This is a genomic window from uncultured Gemella sp. (assembly GCF_963537375.1).
Classification (GTDB): Bacteria; Bacillota; Bacilli; order Staphylococcales; family Gemellaceae; genus Gemella.
Genome location: NZ_CAUTDQ010000020.1, coordinates 1 through 24,142 on the forward strand (window position 1 = coordinate 1; position 24,142 = coordinate 24,142).

The window sequence follows — 24,142 nt, forward strand, 5'->3', positions numbered from 1 at the left end:
AAATTAACTAGATATATAAAACAGATTTATAAGGGGAGTTGATATTTTATGAAAATTTTAGTAGCAGTTAATGAATTCAAGGGTTCTTTATCTTCTTATGAAATTGGGAAAATAATTTCAAATAAAATAAATAATTCTATTTATAATCATAAAGTGACTATGGAGGTAGTTGCTGATGGTGGCGATGGTTTTTTAGGTTTATTTAAAAATTTTGAAAAAAGAAAATTTAAAACTTTAAATGTAGCTCTTCAAGAACACACGGTGAATTATTTAGTAAATAATAATACTAGGGAAGCTGTAATTGAAGTTGCAGAGGTTATCGGATTAAAACAACTCTCTGAAGATCAAAAAAATCCTTATAAGACTTCTACTGTTGGTCTAGGTAAACTGATTGCTTATTTATTAGATGAGGATATTGAAAGTTTCATTATTGGCTTAGGTGGTAGTGCAACTAATGATTGTGGTATTGGAATGCTCAGTGAATTAGGTATTAAGTTTACTACTATAAGTGGTGAAAACTGTAGCCATGGAATAGCTGATTTAAGTAAGATAGAGAATATAAATTTTTATAATAAGAATCAGAAACTTTCTAAGGCTAAATTTACAGTTATTAGTGATGTTAATAGTCCTTTGTATGGTAAAGATGGTGCTACATATATTTATTCAAAACAAAAAGGATTAAAGGAAGGTGATTTTTCAATTGTAGATGCCTATGTTGAAAACTTTTCAGAAAAAGTCTCTGCTGTTATCGGAAAAGACTATTCATATTATCCAGGTAGTGGAGCTGCAGGAGGGTTAGGATACGCCTTTTTATCTTTTTTAGATTCTACTATGCAATCTGGCTCTAATTTTATGATAAATTATCTAGATTTAGAGAAAAAAATTCAAGGTATAGATATAGTAATTACTGGAGAAGGAAAACTAGATAAGCAAAGTTATATGGGGAAAGCACCAATAGAAATTGCTAGAATAGCGAAGAAATTTAATAAAAAAGTTATTTTTCTAGCTGGTAGTATTCTCGATGAAGAGCTAAGGGAATTAAGTAGTAAAGATAAGGAACTTGTAGATGCTTCATTCTCAATTCAAAGAGAATTTCTTTCGTTGGAAAAGGCTATGAATAAGAGTGTAACTAAAAATAACATTGAACAAACAATTGAGCAAATATTAAGTATATTGGAGTTTAGAAATGGATAAAAAAAATAACATTTTAATGGGAATATTTTGCATAGTCGTAGCAGGATTTGGTTTTTCTCTTATGTCTCTATTTATAAAATTGGCTGGAGATCTTCCATCTATGCAAAAAGGTTTTTTCAGAAATATTATTGCGGTTGGAATCTCGTCAATTCCCTTAATAAAGCATTGGAAGGTAATCAATCTGCCAAAAGATAAAATTGAATGGAGTGTATTAATTTCACGTAGTGTTTTTGGAACAATAGGATTGGTATTTAATTTTTATGCAATAACTCATATAAGTCTAGCAGATTCAACGATAATACAAAAGTTATCGCCATTTGTAATTTTAATATTGTCGTTTATATTCTTTAAAGAAAAAATGACAGTATTTCAGCTAATATCTATAATTATTGCTTTTATAGGTGTAGGATTTATCGTAAGACCTACAGGTGATGGTTTTATTAGTATGGGGGCGTTGGCTGCCCTTCTAGGAGCCTTTTGTTCTGGTGTAGCTTACACTTGTGTTAGGTATCTAGGAACACATAATGTTTCAGGAGAATTTATAATTTTCTTCTTCTCGACATTATCTACCTTCATGTTGTTGCCATATCTTATTTTTGATTATAGAGATATGACAGTGTTTCAATTCTTAATGTTATTATTAGCTGGTGCATCAGCGACTATAGGGCAGTATGGTGTAACTTTTGCATATAAATACGCAGCCGCAAAAAATATATCGGTTTTTGATTATTCGCAAGTTTTATTTTCTGGAATTTTAGGATTTATATTCTTCAACGAGTTACCAGACTTGCAAAGTTTGATAGGATATATTATAGTTATTTCTGTAGGGATAATTTTAGTGAAAAAAAGTAAATAAAGAGGTGTTAAATGAAAAGAAAAAATATTGATATTTTGGTAGTTACTATTCTTGTTATTTGTACTGTAGTATTATATGTAGTTCAAAGTAATAAAGAGCTACTATTTAACTACGCGATTAAGAGCACTAATAACACTACTAATGTTGAATCAAAAAATGAAAATATTGCAAATGCTCGAGATGGAATTCAAGGTGTTGCTCAACCTTCACCATTTATAACTAGTCCTAATGGTGTAGAAGCTAATCTTCTTCAAAATGCTAATGGAAGCTTAATTGGTCAATTAATATATTTACAAAGAGAAAATCTTCCAGAAGCAGAACAAAAATTATTAGCAAATAATAAAGATGCTACTCAATATGTTCTTGGTTACTTGGCAGGTCAACAAGCTACACCTTTTGAACAGGGACAAACAGTAGATATAGATAGAAAGTACCCTTATTATATACAATGGGATAAACGATGGGCATATGATAGACTTGGTGGAACTAATATCGCTATTGGGGGATGTGGACCAACTTGTGTAGCTATGGCTTTAGGAGGAATATTAGACGATAAATCAATTACTCCAAAGAGTATTGCTGAAAAAGAAGATGCAAATGGTTACTTTGCTGAGGAAGGAACAAAATGGAGCTTTTTCGATTATATAGCTAAAGAATATGGCGTTAAATCAACAGGTGTTCCATTAAGTAAAGAAGCAATAAATGCAAGTTTAGATAAAGGAAATCCTATTATCGCTTCTGTACACCCTGGAAAATTCACAACAGTGGGTCATATAATATTAATCACAGCAAAAGATGAAGATGGTAAGTATATTATTAATGATCCAAATAGTTATACAAGAACTCTGAAAAAATGGTCATATGATGAATTGAAAACAGAGATTGTAGCTATGTGGGAATTTTCAAAATAGAATAAGTTATATTAAAGAATCTTCAATAATATTGTGTTGGAGATTCTTTTACTGTGTTAATTTAAAAGGAAGTTTGTAATATAATTATAATATGTATTTTAACTGAAAATAAATCAGTTAAAGTTTGCTTTGATTAAAAAATTTATCAAACTGATAATTTGATAATAATTATGAAAACCTTTATAATTAATATTATGAAAATAACGATTATCAGTATTAAATATCTTACTTATAAATCGTAAAATATAAAAGATGGAGGAAATAAAATGTCAGTTCTTGATATAAAAAATCTAGAAGTATCAATTAATGAAAAACAAATATTAAAAGGACTTAACTTAGAAATAAAATCTGGTGAAATTCATGCGGTAATGGGACCGAACGGAGCTGGTAAATCTACATTAGCTTCTGCAATTATGGGTCACCCAAAATATGAAGTAGATGGTGGAAGTATCTTATTAGATGATGAAGAAGTATTAGAGATGGAAGTTGATGAAAGAGCCCGCGCTGGACTATTTTTAGCTATGCAATATCCATCAGAAGTACCAGGAGTTCCAACTTCAGAGTTCATTAAATCAGCAATTAATGCTCAACGTGAAGATAGTATTCCTCTTATGCAATACATTAAAAAATTAGATAAAACAATGGAATTTTTAGATATGGATCTAAAAATGTCTCAACGTTATGTAAATGATGGTTTCTCTGGTGGAGAAAAGAAACGTAATGAAATCTTACAAATGATGATGTTAGAACCAAAATTTGCTATTCTAGATGAAATTGACTCAGGTTTAGATATCGATGCATTAAAAGTTGTATCAAAAGGTGTAAACAAAATGCGTGGAGAAAACTTTGGTTGCTTAATAATCACTCACTACCAAAGATTATTAGATTATATCGAACCTGATTTCGTTCACGTATTAATGGACGGAAAAATCGTAAAATCAGGTGGACCTGAACTAGCACTTCGTTTAGAAAAAGAAGGTTATGACTGGTTAAAAGAAGAGGTTTAATATGGAGAATAATAAATTAAAACTAAGTATTAAAACTTTACAAAGTATCTTTTCTAATACAAATGAACCTACATGGTTTTTAAATACTAGAAAATTAGCTTTATATAAAAGTTATACGCTACCTTTTCCAAAATTAGAGTCTATGGAGTTAGAAAGATGGAACTTATTTAATGTTGATTTTTCAACTCTAAGATTAGAAAATGAAGGAAATGTAGATATAGCTGAATATGGTATTAATAGTGATGATTTTGCTGTAGTTCAAAAGAACAATACTATTGTTCACATTAATATTCCAGAAAAATACGCTGATAAAGTAGTGATTAAAGATATTTTCACTGCAATGAATGATGATCACATTAAAGATAGTTTTATGAGTGTTGTTGACTATGCTGAAAGTAAAGTAACAGCTGTTCACTATACACTATTAAATGCTGGATTATTTATTGATGTTAAGGATAATGCTGTAATTGAAGAACCGCTTCAATATATTGTAATTTCGGATAAAGAACAAAGTTTATTTAACCATGTTACTATCCAAGTTGGTAAAAACGCCAAATTTAATTTCATTGAAAATTATGTAAATAATCAAAAAGAAGACAAAGCACCATTCAGCTTAGTATCTGAAGTTGTAGCTCATGAGGGAGCACAAATTAATTATAGCTCTATCACAAACCAACCAGGTGAGAAACGTGGAACTATTTTACGTCGTGGATTAACATACAGGGATTCATTAATTAACTGGAATGTTGCAGCGATGGATGAGGCAGATGTATATCACGATAATACAACGAATATTCTTGGTGATGGTTCTGAAGCTAACCTTAAGATTGTTACTTTAGGAGTTAAAGAACAAAAAACTTACTTCAACAGTGAAGTAGTTAACCAAGGACTAAGCAGTAAAGGTGATATTCTTCAACACGGTGTATTACTAGATAGATCACATATCGTATTTAACGGTGTAGGATTTATCGTTAAAGGAGCAACAGGCTCTAATGCTTATCAAAGTTCTCGAATGCTAACACTTTCATCTGAAGCAAAAGCTGATGCGAATCCAATGCTACTAATCGATGAGAATGACGTTATGGCAGGACACGGTGCTTCTCTAGGACGTATTGATGAAGAGCAATTATACTACTTACAAAGTAGAGGATTAACAAGAAAAGAATCAAGTAGATTACTAGTTCACGGATTCCTATCACCTGTAATCTCAGAATTAACAGTAGATAAAATTAAAGAACTTGTAACGATTCTTATTGATGAGAAAATTAACAATAATGAGAGTGAGTAATAATGATAGATTTTAGTAAATATAGAGAAGATTTTCCTATATTAAAAAGAAAGATATCGAATAATGATTTGATATTTTTTGATAACGGAGCTACTACTCAAAAACCAAACCAAGTAATTGATGCTATTTCAGATTACTACAGAAATTATAATTCGAATATTCATAGATCTGTTTACACATTAGGTGATGAATCTGAAAAAATTTATGAAGGTTCAAAGGAGCTTGTAAAAGAATTTATTAATGCTGGTAGCTACGAAGAAGTAATTTATACTAGTGGAACTACTGAGAGCTTAAATTTTGCGGCAAGAATTTTAGAACAAGATGTTAGTGAAGGTGATGAGATTATTCTTACCTTCATGGAGCATCATGCTAATATTATTCCATGGCAACAATTAGCAAAACGTAAAAATCTAGTTTTAAAATATTTAGAACTAGATGAAGAAGGAAGAATTAGTATTGAACAACTTAAAGAGTTTATCACAGAAAAAACTAAAATTGTTTCAATATGTCACGCTTCTAACGTATTAGGAAATATTAATCCAGTATATGAAATTGGTGAATTATTGAAAGATAAAGATATTTATTTTGTAGTAGATGCCGCTCAATCAGTACCTCATTTAAAAATTGATGTTCAAAAAATGAATTGTGACTTTTTAGCTTTTAGTGCACACAAGATGTGTGGACCTACTGGTATTGGTGTGCTTTATGGTAAAAAAAGCTTACTAGAAAAATTTGATCCAGTAGAATTTGGTGGAGGAATGATTGGTATTGTTGAAGATACTTCCGCAACGTGGGCTATACTTCCAGATAAGTTTGAAGCGGGAACACCACTTCTAGCTGAAGCTGCTGGACTAGCTGCAACTATTAAGTATTTAAATAGTATTGGCTTAGAAAATATAGAAAAGTATACAAAAGAACTTACAGAATATATGTATTCTGAGCTTTCTAAGATAGATAATATAGAGGTTTATGGAACAAAGAATATAGAAGAGAGAGTTTCGCTAGTAACTTTTAACTTGATAGGTGTTCATCCTCACGATTTAACAAGTTTTTTAGATGCTAAAGGTATCTGTATAAGAGCGGGGCATCAGTGTACACAACTATTATTAGGAAAGTTAGATACATATTCAGTAGCTAGAGCAAGTCTATATTTATATAATACGAAAGAAGAGATAGATTTCTTTATTCAAACTTTAAAAGAAACGAAGGAGTTTTTTGAAAATGAGTTTTAGTGATTTAAAAAGTTTATATAAACAAGTTATCTTAGACCATAGTAAACATCCAAGAAATAATGGAGCAATTGAAAATAGCTATAAACTGGAAATGCTAAATCCTTCATGTGGTGATAAAATAACTGTTAGTATGAAATTAGTAGATGATATTATTGAAGATATAAAATTCGTAGGAACTGGTTGTTCTATTTCACTAGCATCTGCATCGATGTTAACAGAAGAATTAAAAGGTTTATCAGTAGAAAAAGCTAATGCCAAAATTAAAGACTTTTTAAATATGATTATGGGAAATGAATTTAATGAAGAAAACTTAGAAGATAGTATTTCATTACAAAATATTTCTCAACTTCCAGCTAGGGTTAAATGTGCTACGTTAGCTTGGAAAATTACAGAAAAAATTTTAGAAGAAAATAAATAGAAGAAGGAGTGATTGCATTGAATAAAAATGAAGAAATGTTTACCGATTATCAGTATGGATTTTCAGATAAAGATGTATCTATATTCAAGACTGATAAAGGATTAACAAAAGAAATCGTTAAGACAATTTCTGAAAGAAAAGAAGAACCACAATGGATGTTAGAATATCGTCTAAATGCATTAAAAGAGTTCTACAGAATGCCTATGCCTACATGGGGTGGAGATCTATCAGAAATCGATTTTGAGGATTTAACATACTATGTAAAACCATCAGAAAAAACAGAACGTTCTTGGGATGAAGTACCAGAAGAAATTAAAAATACTTTTGAAAAACTTGGTATTCCAGAAGCTGAACAAAAATACTTAGCAGGTGTATCTGCACAATATGAATCAGAAGTAGTTTATCACAATATGCATAAACAATTTGAAGAAAAAGGAATTATCTTTGAAGATACTGATACTGCATTAAAAAATCATGAGGAAATTTTTAAAGAATATTTCTCAAAAGCTGTTGATTTTAATGATAATAAATTCGCTGCATTAAACTCTGCAGTTTGGTCAGGTGGATCATTCATCTACTGTCCAGAAAATGTATCAGTAGAAGCTCCACTTCAAGCGTACTTCAGAATTAACAGTGAGAAAATGGGGCAGTTTGAGCGTACATTAATTATTATTGAGAAAAACTCTTCTCTACACTACGTAGAAGGATGTACTGCTCCAACTTACTCAGCAAGCTCATTACACGCTGCTGTAGTAGAAATTTTTATTAAAGAGAATGCTCGTTTTAGATATACAACTATTCAAAACTGGTCAACGAACGTTTATAACTTAGTTACTAAGCGTGCGATTGTTGAGAAAAATGGTACTATGGAATGGGTTGATGGAAACTTAGGTTCTAAATTAACAATGAAATACCCAGCTTGTATATTAGTTGGTGAAGGAGCAAGTGGAAGTACATTATCTATTGCTATGGCTAGTGAAGGACAAGTACTTGATGCAGGTTCTAAGATGATTCACCTAGCACCTAGAACATCATCTACTGTCGTTTCTAAATCAATGTCTCGTCGTGGTGGGAAAGTTAACTACCGTGGATGGATTCACTTCGGTAAAAACTCAGAAGGATCTCGTTCGAACATTGAATGTGATACATTAATCTTAGATGAATACTCAACTTCAGATACTATTCCTTACAACATAGTTAAAAACTCTAATGTATCATTAGAGCATGAAGCAAAAGTATCTAAAGTATCAGAAGAACAACTGTTCTACTTAATGAGTAGAGGCCTTGATGAAGGACAAGCTACAGAAATGATAGTTATGGGATTCATCGAACCATTTACTAAAGAACTTCCAATGGAATACGCTGTTGAATTAAACAGATTAATTTCATTTGAGATGGAAGGATCAATAGGATAATAAAATTATATTTTGAACTCTGAAAATCTATTCATAGATTTTCAGAGTTTTTAAGGTTGTATAATAAAATCCAGGCATGAGAAAATTAGAAAACATAGATATGAAATTAACTCTGCAACAAGACAGTTAGAAAACTTATTTAACGAATAATAAATAAAAGGATTATAAAATATATTTGAAACAGGATTATTATTATGATAAAAGTTAATTTTATAATCTTTTTATTTTATGTCAAAATATAGTTGTTATAGAAAAATTGTTAGAGTTATGATAATATTATAAGTGAAATTAAATATATAAAGTATTTATAGAAATAGTAAAATGAATTATAGGAGTTTAGTTATGAGTAATAATAATCAAAGATATAATAATAACGAATCTAACAATGGTTATCAGGATCAGAATACAAATTATTATGATAATTACCAAAACCAGGAATTCTTGAATTATAATGAGAATAATTATGACCAAAGTCAAATCTATAACGATAATTATCAAAATCAAGAAATGTATAATGGTCAATATAGTCAAGATGTTAATTATAATGGTAACTTACAAAATCAAAATACTGAGTATAACGATCAATATAATCGAGGCTTAAATAGTTACGATATAAATTATAAAGATCAAAATATAAATTATAATACTCAGCAATATCAAGAAAATTATAATATGTATAATGATAATAATCAATTCCAAACTAATAACCAGGAGTATTATGAACAAAATGATAGTAATTTTAATCCAGTGTATGAAGAATACGCAAAACCTAAGAAAAGAACAGGTTTAATACTATTGGTAAGTTTTCTAATTATTGGACTTATAGCAATATCTGGATATTTTGCATATAATAAATATATTGTTAATAAAAAGGCGGTAGTTGATCTTAATCAGTATGAAATAGAGTTTAAGCCATACGGAACTGATGGTGATGGAACTGCAGCAGCAGATATTAAGAAAATTCCAACAGTAGAAAATGCAGACGGAAGTGTAACACAATTTCTACAAGAACCTACTATAACTTATAGTAAATCAAATAACTTAAAAAATGGAGAAAAAGTTGAGGTAACAATAAGTCTAAGTAAATCTTCTGCTGATGCAAAAAAACTAGAACTTAAAGGTGAATTCAAGCGTTCATATACAGTAAGAGGGTTAAGTGAAAAATCAAAAGATAATAATAGTAGCAAAGATAGTAAGTCTTCTTCAAGTAGTATAGTACTTAGAGAAGATAGTTCGGTGAATACTAAAGAACTTACAGACACTCAAGTTGGTGATTGGGCAAGGGCTATTTATATTAAAGAATTTTCTCGTAATTCTTCAACTTCTGATTTTTCATATGATGTTTGGTTAGGTAGCGATCATTTAGCCTATGTAAATCTGAAAAAAGACGGAAGTATAGTAGGAAAATATAGAGTAAACGCTAGAGGTGAACTTGAACATAGTGAAAATAGCGGATGGGTAGTAGTAAGTAGTACATTCACTTCTTAAATGGTGTAATCAAAATATTTTTATATTCAATAAAAAAACATAAAAACTTATAAAACTGATAACTAAAATATAGATAGCGTATTCTAGTTATCAGTTTTTTTGTAAATTTTTTATTATAAAGTTATAAATAACTCTTGTAATTAATTATAATTAATGAGATAATAGAGTATATAATGTAAATAGAGTAAGAGGAGATATATACTTATGACAAAGATTTTAGCTATTAACTCAGGAAGTTCATCTTTAAAATTTCAATTATTTGAAATGCCTGAAGAAAAAGTTATTACAAAAGGACTAGTTGAAAGAATCGGTATTGAAAATAGTGTATTCACTATCGAATTCAACGGTGAAAAAAATAAAGAAACATTAGATATTCCAAATCACGATGTAGCAATCGAAATGTTACTTGAAAAATTAACTAAATTAGGAATTGTAAAAGATGTTAAAGAAATCGAAGGAGTTGGACACCGTGTTGTTCATGGTGGAGAATTCTATGATGCTTCTGTATTAGTTAATGATGAAGAGTTAGCTAAAGTAGATTCAATCGAAGACTTAGCGCCTTTACACAACCCAGCGAATATTAAAGGTGTTCGTTCATTCCAAAAAGAATTACCAGGAGTTCCAAACGTATTAACATTCGATACAGCATTCCACCAAAGTATGCCAAAATCAACTTACATGTATGCTGTGCCAAGAGAATTTTATGTAAAACACGGAGTTCGTAAATACGGTGCTCACGGAACTAGCCACAGATACATTGGGGAAAAAGTTGCTGAAGTTTTAGGAAAAGATCCAAAAGAACTTAAAACTATTTCTTGTCACATTGGGAACGGAGCTTCAATTTGTGCAATTAAAAATGGTAAATCATTCGACACTTCTATGGGATTCACTCCACTATCAGGATTAGTAATGGGTACTAGAACTGGTGATATTGATCCAGCTACTATTCCTTACATTGCTCAAAAAACTGGATTATCTCTTGAAGAAATCGTGCGTATTTTCAACTTTGAATCAGGATTAAAAGGAGTTTCAGGATTATCTTCTGACTTACGTGATGTTGAATCTGTTAGAGATACTAATCCACATGCTGCTGAAGCAATCGATGTTTACATCAACAGAATTAAAGAGTATGTTGGAGCTTATGCTGCAGCTATGAACGGAGTAGATGCTATCGTATTTACTGCTGGTGTTGGTGAAAATGCTACATGGGTACGTGAAGAAGTATTAGAAGGTTTAACTTTCCTAGGTGTACAAGTTGATAAAGAAAGAAACAATGTACGCGGAAAAGTTGCAGAAATTTCTACAGCAGACTCTAAAGTTAAAGCATTTGTTATTCCAACAGATGAAGAAGTTATGATTGCTAGAGATACTTATAACTTATCTAAATAATATAAGAGATTAAAAGGGCTGGGGTTTCTCCAGTCCTTTACTATTTTGAAAGGATAATATGGATATAAATAACTTTAATAAGAAATTTAACAGTGCCATAAATGTACTGGAAAAATTCAATGAAGCAGGTTATGAGGCGTATTTTGTGGGTGGTTGCGTTAGAGATTACTTACTTAATGATGAATTTTCTGATATAGACATTACTACAAATGCTTTACCTGATGAAGTTAAACAAATCTTTAGAAAAAGTATAGATACAGGAATACAACACGGAACGGTTACAATATTAGTAGATGGTGATAGTTTTGAAGTAACAACTTTTAGAACTGAGGATGAGTATATTGATCATCGTACTCCAGAGAAGGTAAAGTTTGTCAGTGATTTAAAGGAAGATTTAGATAGACGAGATTTTACTATTAATGCTATGGCTCTAGATAGTAATGGGAAATTGTATGATTATCACTGTGGAGAGATAGATTTAAGAAATAAAGTAATAAAAACTGTTAATAATCCTAATGAAAGGTTCTTTGAAGATGCCCTAAGAATGTTAAGAGCCTTCCGTTTCTCCTCAAAACTTGGATTTGAAATTGAAGAAAATACTTTAAAGGCTATAAAAAATAATGCTGAGCTGATAAAATTTGTTTCAATTGAGCGGATAGTAAATGAATTTAAAAAGTTATTAACAGGAAGAGGAAATAAACGCAGTTTAGAATTATTATTAGATAGTAAATTAAATAATTATATTCCTTTTCTAGATGAAATTTCTAAAATAATTGACTTTTCAAATTATACATTTTGTCAAAGTTTATACATCCTATCTAAAATCAATGATATTTCTTTTGAAAAGTTAAAAGAACTAAAACTATCTAATAAAGAAATTAAACAGATTAAAATATATGATAAAATTAACGAGGACTTTAGTAGTAATGTTCCTTTAGAAATAATTTTATATAATTATGATATTAATGATGTTTCTTTTATTGCTAGTTATTCTAATTATTGTGATAAGGAAGATATAGAAAGAATTAATTTACCAATTAAATCTTTTAATGATATAGCTATAACTTCAATGGAAATCATTAGTATAATAGATAAGCCCGCAGGACCGTGGATAAAGGAAATCATTAAGAAACTAGAAGAAGCTATTATATTATATAAAATAGATAATACAAAAAAAGACATACTAGAATTTTTAATGAAAATAAGAGATAATAGATAGACATAATGAAAGAGAGGTGAGAGAATATATGAATAAATTATTTTGTGTAGTGGATATTGAATTAACTGAGGAAAAAGAAATAATTCAATTTTCTGCAACAAAACTGGATCAAAACTTTAAAGAGATAGAGTCTATTAATTATTATATTAAACCTAAAAAACAAGTCTCACCTTTTGTTACTGAGTTAACTGGTATTAATAACGATATGTTAAGCGAAAAATTATATTTTGAAGATGTTGCCAAAGAATTATATGACTTCATAAAAGAAGATATACTTGTTTGTCACGGCTTACCATCTGATTATGTAATTTTAAAGAAAAGGTTTCATGATGTAGGAATAAGATATCATGCTAAAATGTCTTTAGATACAGTTGAACTAGCTAGATTATTTATGCCAACTCAGGAAAGTTATAGATTATCTGATTTATCTAATTCTCTTGCTCTATACTCTGGTGATGGATATCATAATGCCGCAATTGATGTACAAGTAACAGTAGAATTACTAAAAGAAATTTCTAAGAGAATTGCAAATATAAATTCAAACAATTTTAAAAAGATTGAAGTACTTTTAGAAAAAATAGATTACAATACTCTTAAATTTGCTAGATATTGCAAAAGAATAATTAGAGGAAAGAAAATAAAAAAAGAAGACTTCATTAATTTTGATGGTGTAGATTTTAAAAAAGTATCATATAAAGTTAATGATAACAATTTTAAAGATAAGTTTATAATGTTTTCATCTATCAGTGAAAAGAAATATATAGAAAACTTTAAAATTAGGAATTATGTTATTTTAAAAGAAAAGAGTAATTATGTTCCATTGAATGTATTTAAACTATTCCCTAAAAAAGAAGATTTAAATTTAGATAAACTTTTAATAAAATTATATGTATGGATATTAGAAACAAATTCTGGGGACTTTTGTGAGTTAAATTTACTTTATCTTGAGAAATTGTATATTGATAATATAAGAAATGGTATTTTAATAAGCTCTAAATCTTACTATTTTGATGAAAAAAATAGGGTGGCTGATAGTTGTAAAAATATTGTTACAAATTATAGTTCAATCGAGTACTTGTTGGAAAATAATAACTTAAAAAATCATACTTTTATTTTTGAAAACAAAAAGATTTTAGGACGTGAACTCGATTCAAAAAATACAAAAGATTACTTCTATAAAAATGTTATTATTGAGTTAAATGTTGCTGTATCGAAAAATCTAAAAGATAAAAATATTAAAATGCTAAGAAATAATATAGATGGTCTAGTAAAGTTTTTACATGAAATGTATATATCAGAAAGTTTATTCTTGTATAATGATAGTTTGAGTTTTATCCTTCAAGATGTCGAGGCTATATTAAATGATATAAAATCTTATAAAGATATACTACCAGTTTCATACAAGTTTATGAGAAAATTAAAAGATGTACTTACAAACTCTAAAAACACATATAAGTTTGTTGTTCTTAATCAAGAAAATAGTTTAAAATTAACAGTTGTTGACGATAAGAAAGTAAAGGGATTAATTAATATAATTCATTCTAGAAACCATAAATATTTAAATCTAAAAGCTAAAGCACATTATATTTATAGTAATGGTGATGAGGAATTATTGAATTCAAAAGCTATAGGCTCAATACTATATGTATTTGAAAGTAATAAATATAAGGATTTATATTTTAACAAAAGAGAAAAAAGAAGTTATATAAAATATTATAATTTCTCAATAAAAGATAATTTTAACGAATTATATAATGAGGTTATAAAAAATAATAAAATATCTTATAGATGTTATGCGACGAAGGATATTCTGGAGTATCGATACTATCTTAAAGATATATTTGAAAGTATTATAGTTTTTCGTGATTTAGAACATTAGATGAGAAAAATAAAAACACATAATTAAAAAAATAGTAAATTTATGTTATAATATAAATAGTTTTTATATATAATATATGACAATTTTAAATTGAACAAAACATTAATTAAAAATAGGAGGGACTGTAAGTTGAACATTAATAATTTAAAAGAACAACTAGGTCAAAAAGTAACTCTTGGTGCATGGATTGCTAACAAGAGAAGCAGTGGTAAAATTGCATTTTTCCAATTAAGATATGGAGCTGGATTTATTCAAGCTATCGCTTTAAAAGAATCTTTAGGTGAAGAAAGATATCAACAATTACGTCACTTACCACAAGAAACTTCATTAAAAGTAACTGGGTTAATTAAAGAAAATGAAAGAGAACTTTCTGGAATTGAGTTAGAGATTGAAGATTTCGAAGTAATTTCTGAAGCAGTTGATTATCCTATTACTCCAAAAGAGCATGGAGTAGAATTTTTAGCTGACAATCGTCACATTTGGATTCGTTCTAAAAAACAACATGCTATTTTAACAATTAGAAATCAAATCATTAAATCAACTTATGATTTCTTTGAAAAAGAAGGTTTCTTAAAAACTGATCCACCAATTTTAACATCTTCAGCTCCTGAAGGAACAACAGAATTATTCAACACTAAATACTTTGACGAAGAAGCTTACCTTTCTCAGTCAGGTCAATTATACTTAGAAGCTACAGCAATGGCGTTTGGTAAAGTATTCTCATTTGGACCTACATTTAGAGCAGAAAAATCTAAAACTCGTCGTCACTTAATCGAGTTCTGGATGATTGAAGCTGAAATGGCATTCTGTAATCATGATGAAAGTTTAGCTTTACAAGAAGCTTTTGTTAATCATTTATTAACAGATGTATTAGAAAAATGTCAAGAACAGCTTAAAGTACTAGGTCGTGACATTGAAGCATTAGAAAATGCTAGAGGAGAATTCCCTCGTATTAAATATAAAGATGCAATCAAGTTATTAAAAGAAAATGGATTTGACGACATTGAATACGGGGACGATTTTGGATCACCACATGAAACGTTTATAGCTAATAGCTATAATAAACCAGTGTTTATTACTCACTGGCCATTAGATATTAAACCATTCTACATGATTGAAGATCCAAATGAACCTGGTGTAGTATTATGTGCCGATTTAATAGCTCCAGAAGGATATGGAGAAATTATTGGTGGTTCTCAACGTATTGACGATTATGATAAACTATTAGAAAACATTAAGAAACATGATTTAAATCTTGATGCTTATGGTTGGTATTTAGATTTACGTAAATATGGTTCTGTTGAACATGCAGGATTTGGTTTAGGATTGGAAAGAACAGTTGCTTGGATTACTGGTAACGGCCACGTTCGTGAAACTGTTCCATTCCCACGTTTATTAAACAGACTAACACCATAGGAGTTTAATATGATCAATATCAATATAAAAGGTCTTTTAGTTGATGCTGATTTTTTAATGAATTATACTTCTCATAACTTATCTGGAGAGGAAGCAATGTTTCTTCTTCAGATAAGTTATTTGACAAATCAAGGGAAGATACCTTTTTCAATAGAAGTTTTCAAGGAAAAATTAAGTTGTTCTGAAGATCAGATTTTTTCTCTCTTAGATATTTTAATTAAGAAAGAATTAATAGCACTTTTACCAGATAGTAGAATAGACTTTATAGTATTTAATAATAAAGATGATTATTATACATTACGTGAACTTTTAAGATTAGTTGAGAAAGTTACAGGAAAAATATTAACTTCAAAAGAGATGGATATAGTGTCTTCATGGTTCGAAAGAAAATATACAAAAACAGAAATCGATGAGGCATTAACTATCTCGAAAAATATTAGTTATGTTAATGGTATTTTAAACAATAAAGTTAGTAAAGAAATAAAAAAAGAAAGTGGAAGTAATTTAGGTTATGACTGGTTTAACAAATAGACAAAAAAAGATTAAAGCTAAAAAAGTAATGGATTATTTGGATAAAGTATTTCCTAATGTTGAATGTGAATTAGATTTTTCTAACCATTTAGAATTAATTATTGCTGTTCTGTTATCTGCCCAATGTAAAGATGAGTATGTTAATAGAGCTACAGTAGGATTATTCGAAAATTATAAAACTATTGATGACTATGCTGATGCTAAAGTAGAAGACATTGAAAAATATATTCGTACATTAGGTCTTTATAAAGCTAAGTCAAAAAATATTGTTGGAATGGCTAATATGCTTAGAGACGTCTATGACTATAAAATTCCACAAACTAGAGAGGAATTAGAAACTTTACCTGGTGTAGGTAGAAAGACGGCGAATGTTGTTCTTTCTGTTGGTTTTAATATACCTGCTATAGCAGTTGATACTCATGTAGAAAGAGTTGCAAAAATGTTTGGTCTTGCGGATATAAATGATAATCCGCTTCAAGTCGAAAAAAATCTGATGAGTGTATTTCCTATGGAAAGTTGGGGTAAAATACATCATCAATTAATTCATTTAGGTCGCTATAAACTCCCTGCAAGAGGGGAGCGTTCTATTGATCCTGAATTAGAAAAATTATTAGTATTAAAATAAGAGGAGAGGGACTATGCTAATTATATTTATACTGGCGTGTTTTCTAATATTGCTAGATCAACTTAGTAAAAATTTTATAGTTAATCATTTTACATTAGGTGAAAGTAAGGAAGTTATAGCTAATTTCTTTAGTATTTCATCTCATAGAAATAGAGGAGCAGCATGGGGAATTTTACAAGATAGCCGCATATTTTTTATAGTTGTTACGATAATTTTTATTGCTATTTTAACATATTATTTAGTTAAACAAAGAAATATATTATCGAGTTTTGATAAAGCTATTTTTTCTCTAATTTATGGAGGAGCAATTGGTAATTTTATTGATAGATTAACTAGACATGAAGTTGTTGATTTCCTAGATTTTAGAATTTTTGGCTATGATTTTCCTATATTCAACTTGGCTGATTGCTTTATTTGTGTAGGAGTTGTATTCTTATTATTTAAAATTTATAAGGAAGAAGATAAATAATAATAAATCGAGAGATGATTTTTTAATCATACTCTCTTTTTTGTTATAATAATTATAGTACAAATAATTAAAGGAGTTTTAAATGTATTATTGCACGTATAAAAGTAAGATAGGTCTTCTATATTTAATTTCTGATGGTATCCATCTATGTGGATGTTATTTAGAGGGGCAAAGGTATTTTCCTGATGATTTAGATATGTACGAATTTAATAATGGTTTAGAAATATTTAATAAAGCTAGATTATGGTTAGAGAGTTATTTTAATAATGAGAAACCTGATTTGGAAAATATACCTATAAAAATGATAGGAACAGATTTTAGAAAAAACATCTGGTCGTTACTAAAAGATATTCCGTATGGTGAAGTAGTTACTTATAAATATATTTCTAAGAAAATTGCGGAATTACAGTCTATAGAAACTATGTCAGCACAAGCAGTGGGTGGAGCAGTAGGACATAATCCATTGTTAATATTTATTCCTTGTCACAGGGTTATAGGTACAAATGGAAGTTTAACCGGTTATGCTGCTGGATTAGAAAACAAAAGGTTTTTATTGAACTTTGAATCTAATAATAATAATTATTAACTAGGATGCTAAAAACCGGCTAATAATAGAAGAATATAAAAAAATATGGTATAATTAGTAAGATTAAATTCTTTATTAGGAGAAATAAATGAACAAGAAAAAGATAGTATTTATGGGAACTCCAAAGTTTGCGGTTCCTGTTTTAGAAATGTTAATTGAAAATTATGGGGTAGATTTAGTAATTACCCAACCAGACAAAAAAGTTGGTAGAAAAAAAGTATTAACACCACCGCCAGTAAAAGTCATGGCATTAGATAATAATATCAAGGTATTACAACCTGAAAAAATATCTACAGATGAAGAGACATATAATACATTAAAAGAGCTGAATCCTGATATAATTATTACTGCTGCATATGGGCAGCTTGTACCTGAAAAAATATTAGAAATTCCAAAACATAAATGTATAAATGTTCACGGGTCTTTATTACCTAAATTACGAGGTGGAGCACCTATTCAATATTCGATATTAGAAGATCATAAGAAAACAGGTATCACTATTATGTATATGGTTAAAAAACTAGATGCAGGAGACATGATTTCAAAAGTTGAAGTTGATATTTTAGATAGCGATAACTATGAATCACTACATGATAAACTTTCAGTAGCTGGACGTGATTTACTAAATGAAACTTTACCAAAAATTTTTAGTGGTGACATAGCACCTGAAAAACAAGATGACAAGCAAGCTACTTTTGCAAGAAATATTTTAAGAGAAGATGAAAAAATCGATTGGAATACATCAGCAAGAGAGGTATTTAATAAAGTTCGTGCATTAGATCCTACACCAGGGGCGTTTACATACTTAGATGGTAATGTGTTAAAGATCTGGTCTAGTGAAGTTGTTGAATTAGAAGAACAATCTAGTTATACTAAAGTAGGAACAATAATTAAGCAAGATAAGAAAAACATCTATGTTTTATGTGGGAATGAAACAATACTAAAAGTACATGAACTTCAAGTATCTGGTAAAAAGCGTATGCCAGTGGTAAATTTCTTATCTAATAAGAAAGATTATGTAGGTACAATTTTAGGTGAAGAAAATGAGTAGCATTAATGCTAGACACATTACTTATGAAGTACTTTATACAATCATTCAAGAAAATGGTTATAGCAACATTACATTAAATAAGTACTTTAATCAATATAAGATTCAAGAGCAAGATAAAAGATTTATTAGCGAAGTAGTGTACGGCACTATAAAGAATAAAATATATCTTGAACATATTCTTAAAAGCTATTCAAAAGGTAGGGTTAAACCAAAGGTTAAAGTGATTTTATTAATGAGTATTTATCAATTACTGTATATGGATAAAACCCCGAATTTTGCAATTATTGATGAAGCTGTTAAACTAAGTAAGAAAGTTGCAGGTAATATCACAGGAAAATTCGTAAATGGTATTCTTAGAAATATTGAACGACATGCTAGTAATCTAGATCTAAAATATAAAAATAAAACAGAACAATTTTGTATAGAAAATAGCTGTCCTAACGAATTATACAATATACTTAAAAAACAATACGGAGTAGAAAAAGCTCAAAAAATTGTTGTATCTTTTAATGATAAGAGTAAAAATAGTATTAGATATAATCCTTTAAAAATCACTAAGAAAGAGCTAATAGAAAAATTAGGTGATGCTGTTAGCGAGAGTAAAATCTGTGAAGATAGTCTTGTTTTAAATAAATTAAACCTAGATAGTAGTTTATTCACAAAAGGATATTATATTATACAAGATGAGGCAAGTGCGTTAGTAGCTACATCAATTGGTTTACCATTGGATAATAAATACAAAATACTAGATACTTGTGCTGCTCCAGGAGGTAAAAGTCTTCATATAGCGAGTAAGTATTTTAATTCTAGTTTAATTTCATGTGATAAATATATACATAAGCTAAAATTAATAGAAGATAATAAAGAAAAACTTGGAATAACTAATATTCAAGTAAGAGAACAAGATGCAACATTAACGAACGATTCATTCACTGATAAATTTGATATAGTAGTTTGTGATGTCCCTTGTTCAGGAATTGGGGTTATTAAAAATAAACCCGAAATTAAATATAAAATCACAAATGCATATGTTGAAGATATCGTAAAACTTCAGTATGAGATTTTAGAAAATAGTAAACATTATGTAAAGCAAGGTGGAACACTTATGTATTCTACTTGTACAATTGATAAGAGAGAAAACATACAAAATATCGAGAAGTTTTTAAAAGAGAATAGAGATTTTATTTTAGAGAAAATAACTCTAAATAATAGTATAGTAAAAACAAGAGACAATGGTGTATTAGAAATACTACCCGATGAGTATAGTTGCGATGGATTCTTCATCGCAAAACTTAAAAAAATGGAGGCAAAATGTTAATTTCAGATTTTAAAGGTTATAAAAAGTCAAGATGGTTAAAAGATTTTGATAAAATGTCAATATATTCTTTAAGACTAGATCAATTAGAAGAATATATTGTAAGTATTGGTGAGAAAAAATTTAGAGCTAAGCAAATTTATGATTGGTTATATAAAAAGAGAGTTACAGATTTTTCAGAAATGAAAAATGTACCTAAATCTTTACAAGAAAAACTTGCTGAAGAGTTCGAAATTACAACTTTAAAAACAATAATTAAACAAGAATCAGCTGATGGTACTATGAAGTTCTTATTTGAGCTACAAGATAAATATACAATTGAAAGTGTACTTATGAAAAATAAATACGGAAATTCTCTTTGTGTAACAACACAAGTTGGATGTCGTATCGGCTGTACTTTCTGTGCTTCAACACTTGGTGGTTTAAAACGTAATTTAGAAGCTGGTGAAATTGTTTCTCAAGTGTTAAAAGTTCAACAAGAATTAGATAAAAAAGGTGAACGTATTTCTAGTATCGTAATCATGGGTATCGGTGAACCATTTGAAAACTACGATGAGATGATGGATTTTATTAGAATAGTAAATAGTGATGAAAGTTTCAATATTGGAGCTAGACACATTACTGTTTCAACTTCTGGTATTGTGCCGAAAATTTATGATTTTGCGAATGAAAAAGTTCAAATTAACTTCGCGGTTTCTTTACACGCACCTACCAATGAATTAAGAAGTAAAATCATGCCAGTAAACAGAGCTTATAATATTGACAAACTTATGGAAGCATTAAAATATTATCAAGAAACTACTAATCGTCGTATTACTTTTGAATATGGTCTAATGGGTAAAGTAAACGACCAAAAAGAACATGCAGAGAAATTATCGGAGATTATTAAAGGTCTAAACTGTCATGTTAACTTAATCCCAATTAACTATGTACCAGAACGTAACTACGTTAGAACTAGTAAGAGCGATATTTTTGCATTTGAAAAAATACTTAAGAAAAATAAAGTTAATGTTACAATTAGAAGAACTCAGGGTGATGATATTGATGCTGCGTGTGGACAACTTCGTGCTAAAGAACGTAAGGATGAGGTAAAAGGAGGAATTCCAGATGCCACTAGTATATTCGTATAATAGTAATAAAGGAAGAAAAGAAAAAAATGAGGATGCAATTGCTGTTATGAAAAATAAACAAGGTGAAGTTCTTGCCGTTGTTTGTGATGGTGTTGGTAGCCATAGTAATGCAGCATATTCGAGTAATTATATCGTGTCGATTCTAGAAAAAGAGTGGCAGAATTTAACATTTGCTAATTTTAATAATATGAAAAATTGGCTTTGTGATAAAATAGAAAAATTGAACTTAGAATTATTTAACAAATCACAAGAAAAGAATAAAAAAATGGGTACTACTATTGTCACAGTAGCTACATTTGACAATCAAGTTGTTGTTTATAATATTGGTGATAGTAGCGCGTATGGTTTGACTAAAGATAATGAGATGAGTGTTGTTACTGTGGAAGATTCATTTGTTGGTGCCTTAATAAGCGCTGGTGCTATAACACAAGAAGAAGCAAAAACTCATCCAGAACGCCATGTACTAACTCAAGCATTAGCTACAAGAGATAATATTAATTTACATACATTTATTGATGATTTAAGCAAATATGATTATTTTTTACTGTGTTCTGACGGTTTAACGAACATGATAGAAAATGAAGAAATTCAAGATATAGTTAGAAACAATGAATTATCAATATCTGTAGAAAAACTTATAGAATTGTGTGTAAATCGCGGAGGAGTAGATAATATATCTGTAGCTATAATAAAAAATCTAGGGGGTGTAAACCATGATAAATAAAATTATATGTAATAGATATAAAATTTTAGATCATCTAGGTACAGGTGGAATGGCCACTGTTTGGTTAGGTTATGATACGATTTTAGATAGACAAGTAGCTATTAAAACATTTAAAATTGATGCTAATGACGAAGATGCAGTAAAAAGATTCAATAGAGAGGCGAAAGCAGTAACAAGTCTTTCTCATCCTAATATAGTATCTATTTATGACGTTGAGAACGAAGGAGAATTTTACTATCTGATACTTGAGTATGTAGAAGGAATGACTTTAAAAGACTACATGATAAAAAATCCACGTATGCCAATCGAAACAATTGTTCATATAGCTAAACAAATTGCAGCTGGACTTAGTCATGCCCATCAGAATGGTATTATTCATAGAGACATTAAACCTCAAAATATATTAATGAAGGAGAATTTAACATGTAAGATTACTGATTTTGGTATCGCTAGAGCGTACGGAGATACTACATTAACTCAAACAAATCAAATGTTAGGGACTGTATATTATTTATCTCCAGAACAAGCTCGTGGGAATGTTGCTACAGCACAAAGTGATATATATTCTCTTGGTATTCTTATTTTTGAAATGATAACAGGACAGATACCTTTTAAAGGTGAGTCAGCGGTTGCTATTGCTTTAAAACACTTGCAAGAAGAGCTTCCTGATATCGATAAGTATAGAGAAAATGTACCTCAAAGTGTAAAAAATATCGTACTTCAAGCTACAATGAAAAACCCTAACGAACGATACATAAGTTCGAAGGAGTTATTTGAAGATTTAAGTACTGTATTAAATCCAGAACGATTACATGAAAATAAATACACTGGATTTAAAATACCAACTGAACCAATTCAAAATAACAACTATAATCAAACTCAATATATTGATAGAAATCCTATTGATGTTCCTCATGGTTATTCAGATTATAATAACTATAATGAAGAAGATGATTATTATGATTATGAAGAGGATCAACGTCAAAATAACAATAACAATAGGGGATATCAGAATAAACAGTACAAAAATAGTTATAATAGTGTAAGTAAGAAAAATGATAAGGAGCAAACTTCTAAGGCTAAACACATATTCTTCGCAATACTAGCAATGGTAGTAATTATTGTTGGAGCATTTTTCACATATAACTATTTAATAGGTGCTAATAGTGTCTCTGCCCCTGATGTCCGTAATAAGACTTTAGAAGAAGCAAAAGTTACTATTGTTAAGGCTGGCTTAGAAGTTGGAGATATTACTGAAGTAGCTAGTGATGATGTTAAAGAAAAAACAGTAATTGATAGTGATCCTAAGGCTGGTAAAAAAGTAAGAAAAGGTTCAAAAGTCGACTTACGAGTATCTTCTGGTAAGAAAACTGTCGACATGCCTAACTTTGTTGGTATAGACGAAGAAAATGTTAGAAGAAACGCATCAAAACTAGGATTTAAAAATATTACTGTTGAAAAAGTTGAAAGCGACAAATATGATACAGGTAAAGTAGTTTCTCAAAATATCCCAGCGGGTACAGAAATTGTTCCAAAGGAAAAAGAACTAATTATCCAAGTTTCAAGTGGTAAGAAAAAAGTTTCTATGCCTAATTTAGTCGGTGAAGAAAGTAGTAGAGCTGAAAGTGTAATTGCTTCTTATGGATTCAAAAATGTTTCATATAAAGAAGAATACTCAGACAAAGAAGCTGGTACAGTAATTTCTCAAAGTATAAGAAGTGGATCTAGTATAATTCCTAGTGAGGAATCACTTGAAATTATAATTTCTAAAGGAAAAGAGAAGAAAACTTCAAGAGACGATTCTGATATTGATCCTAGAACAAATAATGATAATAACTCTAATAATTCATCTTCAAGAAATACAAACTCTTCAACTAATGTTAATAATAATGACAGAAGAAATAATAGCTAGATTATGATAATGAAAGGGTCTGACCCGAAAGTACTAGATTTTAAAAATAGTTTACATGAGAACTCATAGACGCAGTGGTTTATTGAT

22 protein-coding genes are annotated in these 24,142 nt (G+C 29.2%); all 22 read left to right on the top strand.

Translation table 11 applies throughout. The annotated features are described in order from the left end of the window. The first annotated feature begins 48 nt into the window (after positions 1–48). Complete coding sequence (locus tag RYK99_RS05180; RefSeq protein WP_314990754.1) at positions 49–1,194, top strand: glycerate kinase; 1,146 nt, start codon at positions 49–51, stop codon at positions 1,192–1,194. Beyond that, positions 1,187–2,050, top strand: a complete 864-nt coding sequence (locus RYK99_RS05185; protein WP_314990755.1) for a DMT family transporter — start codon at positions 1,187–1,189, stop codon at positions 2,048–2,050. Before RYK99_RS05180 ends, RYK99_RS05185 begins: the two co-directional genes overlap by 8 nt. Before the next feature lie 11 nt (positions 2,051–2,061). Continuing rightward, positions 2,062–2,961 (top strand): C39 family peptidase, encoded by a 900-nt coding sequence (locus RYK99_RS05190; protein ID WP_314990757.1) that lies wholly within the window; start codon positions 2,062–2,064, stop codon positions 2,959–2,961. 266 nt (positions 2,962–3,227) lie between these two features. Next, positions 3,228–3,968, top strand: coding sequence for a Fe-S cluster assembly ATPase SufC (sufC, locus tag RYK99_RS05195; RefSeq protein WP_271966321.1), 741 nt, complete (start codon positions 3,228–3,230; stop codon positions 3,966–3,968). 1 nt (position 3,969) lies between these two features. Continuing rightward, the gene (gene sufD / locus RYK99_RS05200) at positions 3,970–5,256 is read left to right on the top strand and encodes a Fe-S cluster assembly protein SufD (RefSeq protein ID WP_314990760.1); all 1,287 of its coding nucleotides are present in this window, start codon (positions 3,970–3,972) and stop codon (positions 5,254–5,256) included. 5 nt (positions 5,257–5,261) lie between these two features. Further along, positions 5,262–6,488 carry a SufS family cysteine desulfurase gene (locus tag RYK99_RS05205; RefSeq protein ID WP_314990802.1) on the top strand — a complete coding sequence of 409 codons (1,227 nt, stop codon included), beginning with the start codon at positions 5,262–5,264 and terminating at the stop codon, positions 6,486–6,488. Continuing rightward, on the top strand, positions 6,478–6,906 hold the full coding sequence (gene sufU / locus RYK99_RS05210) for a Fe-S cluster assembly sulfur transfer protein SufU (protein WP_314990762.1): 429 nt from the start codon (positions 6,478–6,480) through the stop codon (positions 6,904–6,906). The genes RYK99_RS05205 and sufU overlap by 11 nt, the downstream gene beginning before the upstream one ends. A 35-nt stretch (positions 6,907–6,941) precedes the next feature. Further along, positions 6,942–8,321 (top strand): Fe-S cluster assembly protein SufB, encoded by a 1,380-nt coding sequence (sufB, locus tag RYK99_RS05215; RefSeq protein ID WP_035466867.1) that lies wholly within the window; start codon positions 6,942–6,944, stop codon positions 8,319–8,321. Positions 8,322–8,663: 342 nt separating this feature from the next. Next, complete coding sequence (locus RYK99_RS05220) at positions 8,664–9,809, top strand: hypothetical protein (protein ID WP_314990763.1); 1,146 nt, start codon at positions 8,664–8,666, stop codon at positions 9,807–9,809. A gap of 204 nt (positions 9,810–10,013) precedes the next feature. Next, complete coding sequence (locus RYK99_RS05225; RefSeq protein WP_314990766.1) at positions 10,014–11,198, top strand: acetate kinase; 1,185 nt, start codon at positions 10,014–10,016, stop codon at positions 11,196–11,198. A gap of 58 nt (positions 11,199–11,256) precedes the next feature. Further along, positions 11,257–12,417: a CCA tRNA nucleotidyltransferase gene (locus tag RYK99_RS05230; protein ID WP_314990768.1), complete on the top strand. Its 1,161-nt coding sequence runs from the start codon at positions 11,257–11,259 to the stop codon at positions 12,415–12,417. Between the two features lie 28 nt (positions 12,418–12,445). Then, on the top strand, positions 12,446–14,296 hold the full coding sequence (locus tag RYK99_RS05235; RefSeq protein ID WP_314990770.1) for an exonuclease domain-containing protein: 1,851 nt from the start codon (positions 12,446–12,448) through the stop codon (positions 14,294–14,296). Positions 14,297–14,425: 129 nt separating this feature from the next. Beyond that, positions 14,426–15,712 carry an asparagine--tRNA ligase gene (asnS, locus tag RYK99_RS05240; RefSeq protein ID WP_271965376.1) on the top strand — a complete coding sequence of 429 codons (1,287 nt, stop codon included), beginning with the start codon at positions 14,426–14,428 and terminating at the stop codon, positions 15,710–15,712. A 9-nt stretch (positions 15,713–15,721) separates the two neighbouring features. After that, the gene (locus RYK99_RS05245) at positions 15,722–16,243 is read left to right on the top strand and encodes a hypothetical protein (RefSeq protein ID WP_314990772.1); all 522 of its coding nucleotides are present in this window, start codon (positions 15,722–15,724) and stop codon (positions 16,241–16,243) included. After that, positions 16,224–16,868 carry an endonuclease III gene (gene nth / locus RYK99_RS05250; RefSeq protein ID WP_314990774.1) on the top strand — a complete coding sequence of 215 codons (645 nt, stop codon included), beginning with the start codon at positions 16,224–16,226 and terminating at the stop codon, positions 16,866–16,868. The genes RYK99_RS05245 and nth overlap by 20 nt, the downstream gene beginning before the upstream one ends. A gap of 13 nt (positions 16,869–16,881) precedes the next feature. Then, the gene (lspA, locus tag RYK99_RS05255) at positions 16,882–17,337 is read left to right on the top strand and encodes a signal peptidase II (protein WP_003146089.1); all 456 of its coding nucleotides are present in this window, start codon (positions 16,882–16,884) and stop codon (positions 17,335–17,337) included. A gap of 82 nt (positions 17,338–17,419) precedes the next feature. Then, on the top strand, positions 17,420–17,923 hold the full coding sequence (locus tag RYK99_RS05260) for a methylated-DNA--[protein]-cysteine S-methyltransferase (RefSeq protein WP_314990777.1): 504 nt from the start codon (positions 17,420–17,422) through the stop codon (positions 17,921–17,923). Positions 17,924–18,011: 88 nt separating this feature from the next. After that, positions 18,012–18,974 carry a methionyl-tRNA formyltransferase gene (gene fmt, locus RYK99_RS05265; protein ID WP_314990779.1) on the top strand — a complete coding sequence of 321 codons (963 nt, stop codon included), beginning with the start codon at positions 18,012–18,014 and terminating at the stop codon, positions 18,972–18,974. After that, positions 18,967–20,292: a 16S rRNA (cytosine(967)-C(5))-methyltransferase RsmB gene (rsmB, locus tag RYK99_RS05270; protein ID WP_314990781.1), complete on the top strand. Its 1,326-nt coding sequence runs from the start codon at positions 18,967–18,969 to the stop codon at positions 20,290–20,292. The genes fmt and rsmB overlap by 8 nt, the downstream gene beginning before the upstream one ends. Then, on the top strand, positions 20,286–21,419 hold the full coding sequence (rlmN, locus tag RYK99_RS05275) for a 23S rRNA (adenine(2503)-C(2))-methyltransferase RlmN (protein ID WP_314990783.1): 1,134 nt from the start codon (positions 20,286–20,288) through the stop codon (positions 21,417–21,419). The genes rsmB and rlmN overlap by 7 nt, the downstream gene beginning before the upstream one ends. Beyond that, positions 21,397–22,143 carry a protein phosphatase 2C domain-containing protein gene (locus tag RYK99_RS05280; protein WP_314990785.1) on the top strand — a complete coding sequence of 249 codons (747 nt, stop codon included), beginning with the start codon at positions 21,397–21,399 and terminating at the stop codon, positions 22,141–22,143. Before rlmN ends, RYK99_RS05280 begins: the two co-directional genes overlap by 23 nt. Beyond that, positions 22,133–24,055, top strand: coding sequence for a Stk1 family PASTA domain-containing Ser/Thr kinase (pknB, locus tag RYK99_RS05285; RefSeq protein ID WP_314990787.1), 1,923 nt, complete (start codon positions 22,133–22,135; stop codon positions 24,053–24,055). Before RYK99_RS05280 ends, pknB begins: the two co-directional genes overlap by 11 nt. The last annotated feature ends 87 nt before the right edge of the window (positions 24,056–24,142 follow it).

Bases quoted from the DNA above. Each gene is read 5' to 3' on its own strand.
- RYK99_RS05180 (WP_314990754.1), top strand. From the start codon at position 49: ATGAAAATTTTAGTAGCAGTTAATGAATTCAAGGGTTCTTTATCTTCT.
- RYK99_RS05185 (WP_314990755.1), top strand. From the start codon at position 1,187: ATGGATAAAAAAAATAACATTTTAATGGGAATATTTTGCATAGTCGTA.
- RYK99_RS05190 (WP_314990757.1), top strand. From the start codon at position 2,062: ATGAAAAGAAAAAATATTGATATTTTGGTAGTTACTATTCTTGTTATT.
- sufC (WP_271966321.1), top strand. From the start codon at position 3,228: ATGTCAGTTCTTGATATAAAAAATCTAGAAGTATCAATTAATGAAAAA.
- sufD (WP_314990760.1), top strand. From the start codon at position 3,970: ATGGAGAATAATAAATTAAAACTAAGTATTAAAACTTTACAAAGTATC.
- sufU (WP_314990762.1), top strand. From the start codon at position 6,478: ATGAGTTTTAGTGATTTAAAAAGTTTATATAAACAAGTTATCTTAGAC.
- sufB (WP_035466867.1), top strand. From the start codon at position 6,942: ATGTTTACCGATTATCAGTATGGATTTTCAGATAAAGATGTATCTATA.
- RYK99_RS05220 (WP_314990763.1), top strand. From the start codon at position 8,664: ATGAGTAATAATAATCAAAGATATAATAATAACGAATCTAACAATGGT.
- RYK99_RS05225 (WP_314990766.1), top strand. From the start codon at position 10,014: ATGACAAAGATTTTAGCTATTAACTCAGGAAGTTCATCTTTAAAATTT.
- RYK99_RS05230 (WP_314990768.1), top strand. From the start codon at position 11,257: ATGGATATAAATAACTTTAATAAGAAATTTAACAGTGCCATAAATGTA.
- RYK99_RS05235 (WP_314990770.1), top strand. From the start codon at position 12,446: ATGAATAAATTATTTTGTGTAGTGGATATTGAATTAACTGAGGAAAAA.
- RYK99_RS05245 (WP_314990772.1), top strand. From the start codon at position 15,722: ATGATCAATATCAATATAAAAGGTCTTTTAGTTGATGCTGATTTTTTA.
- nth (WP_314990774.1), top strand. From the start codon at position 16,224: ATGACTGGTTTAACAAATAGACAAAAAAAGATTAAAGCTAAAAAAGTA.
- lspA (WP_003146089.1), top strand. From the start codon at position 16,882: ATGCTAATTATATTTATACTGGCGTGTTTTCTAATATTGCTAGATCAA.
- RYK99_RS05260 (WP_314990777.1), top strand. From the start codon at position 17,420: ATGTATTATTGCACGTATAAAAGTAAGATAGGTCTTCTATATTTAATT.
- fmt (WP_314990779.1), top strand. From the start codon at position 18,012: ATGAACAAGAAAAAGATAGTATTTATGGGAACTCCAAAGTTTGCGGTT.
- rsmB (WP_314990781.1), top strand. From the start codon at position 18,967: ATGAGTAGCATTAATGCTAGACACATTACTTATGAAGTACTTTATACA.
- rlmN (WP_314990783.1), top strand. From the start codon at position 20,286: ATGTTAATTTCAGATTTTAAAGGTTATAAAAAGTCAAGATGGTTAAAA.
- RYK99_RS05280 (WP_314990785.1), top strand. From the start codon at position 21,397: ATGCCACTAGTATATTCGTATAATAGTAATAAAGGAAGAAAAGAAAAA.
- pknB (WP_314990787.1), top strand. From the start codon at position 22,133: ATGATAAATAAAATTATATGTAATAGATATAAAATTTTAGATCATCTA.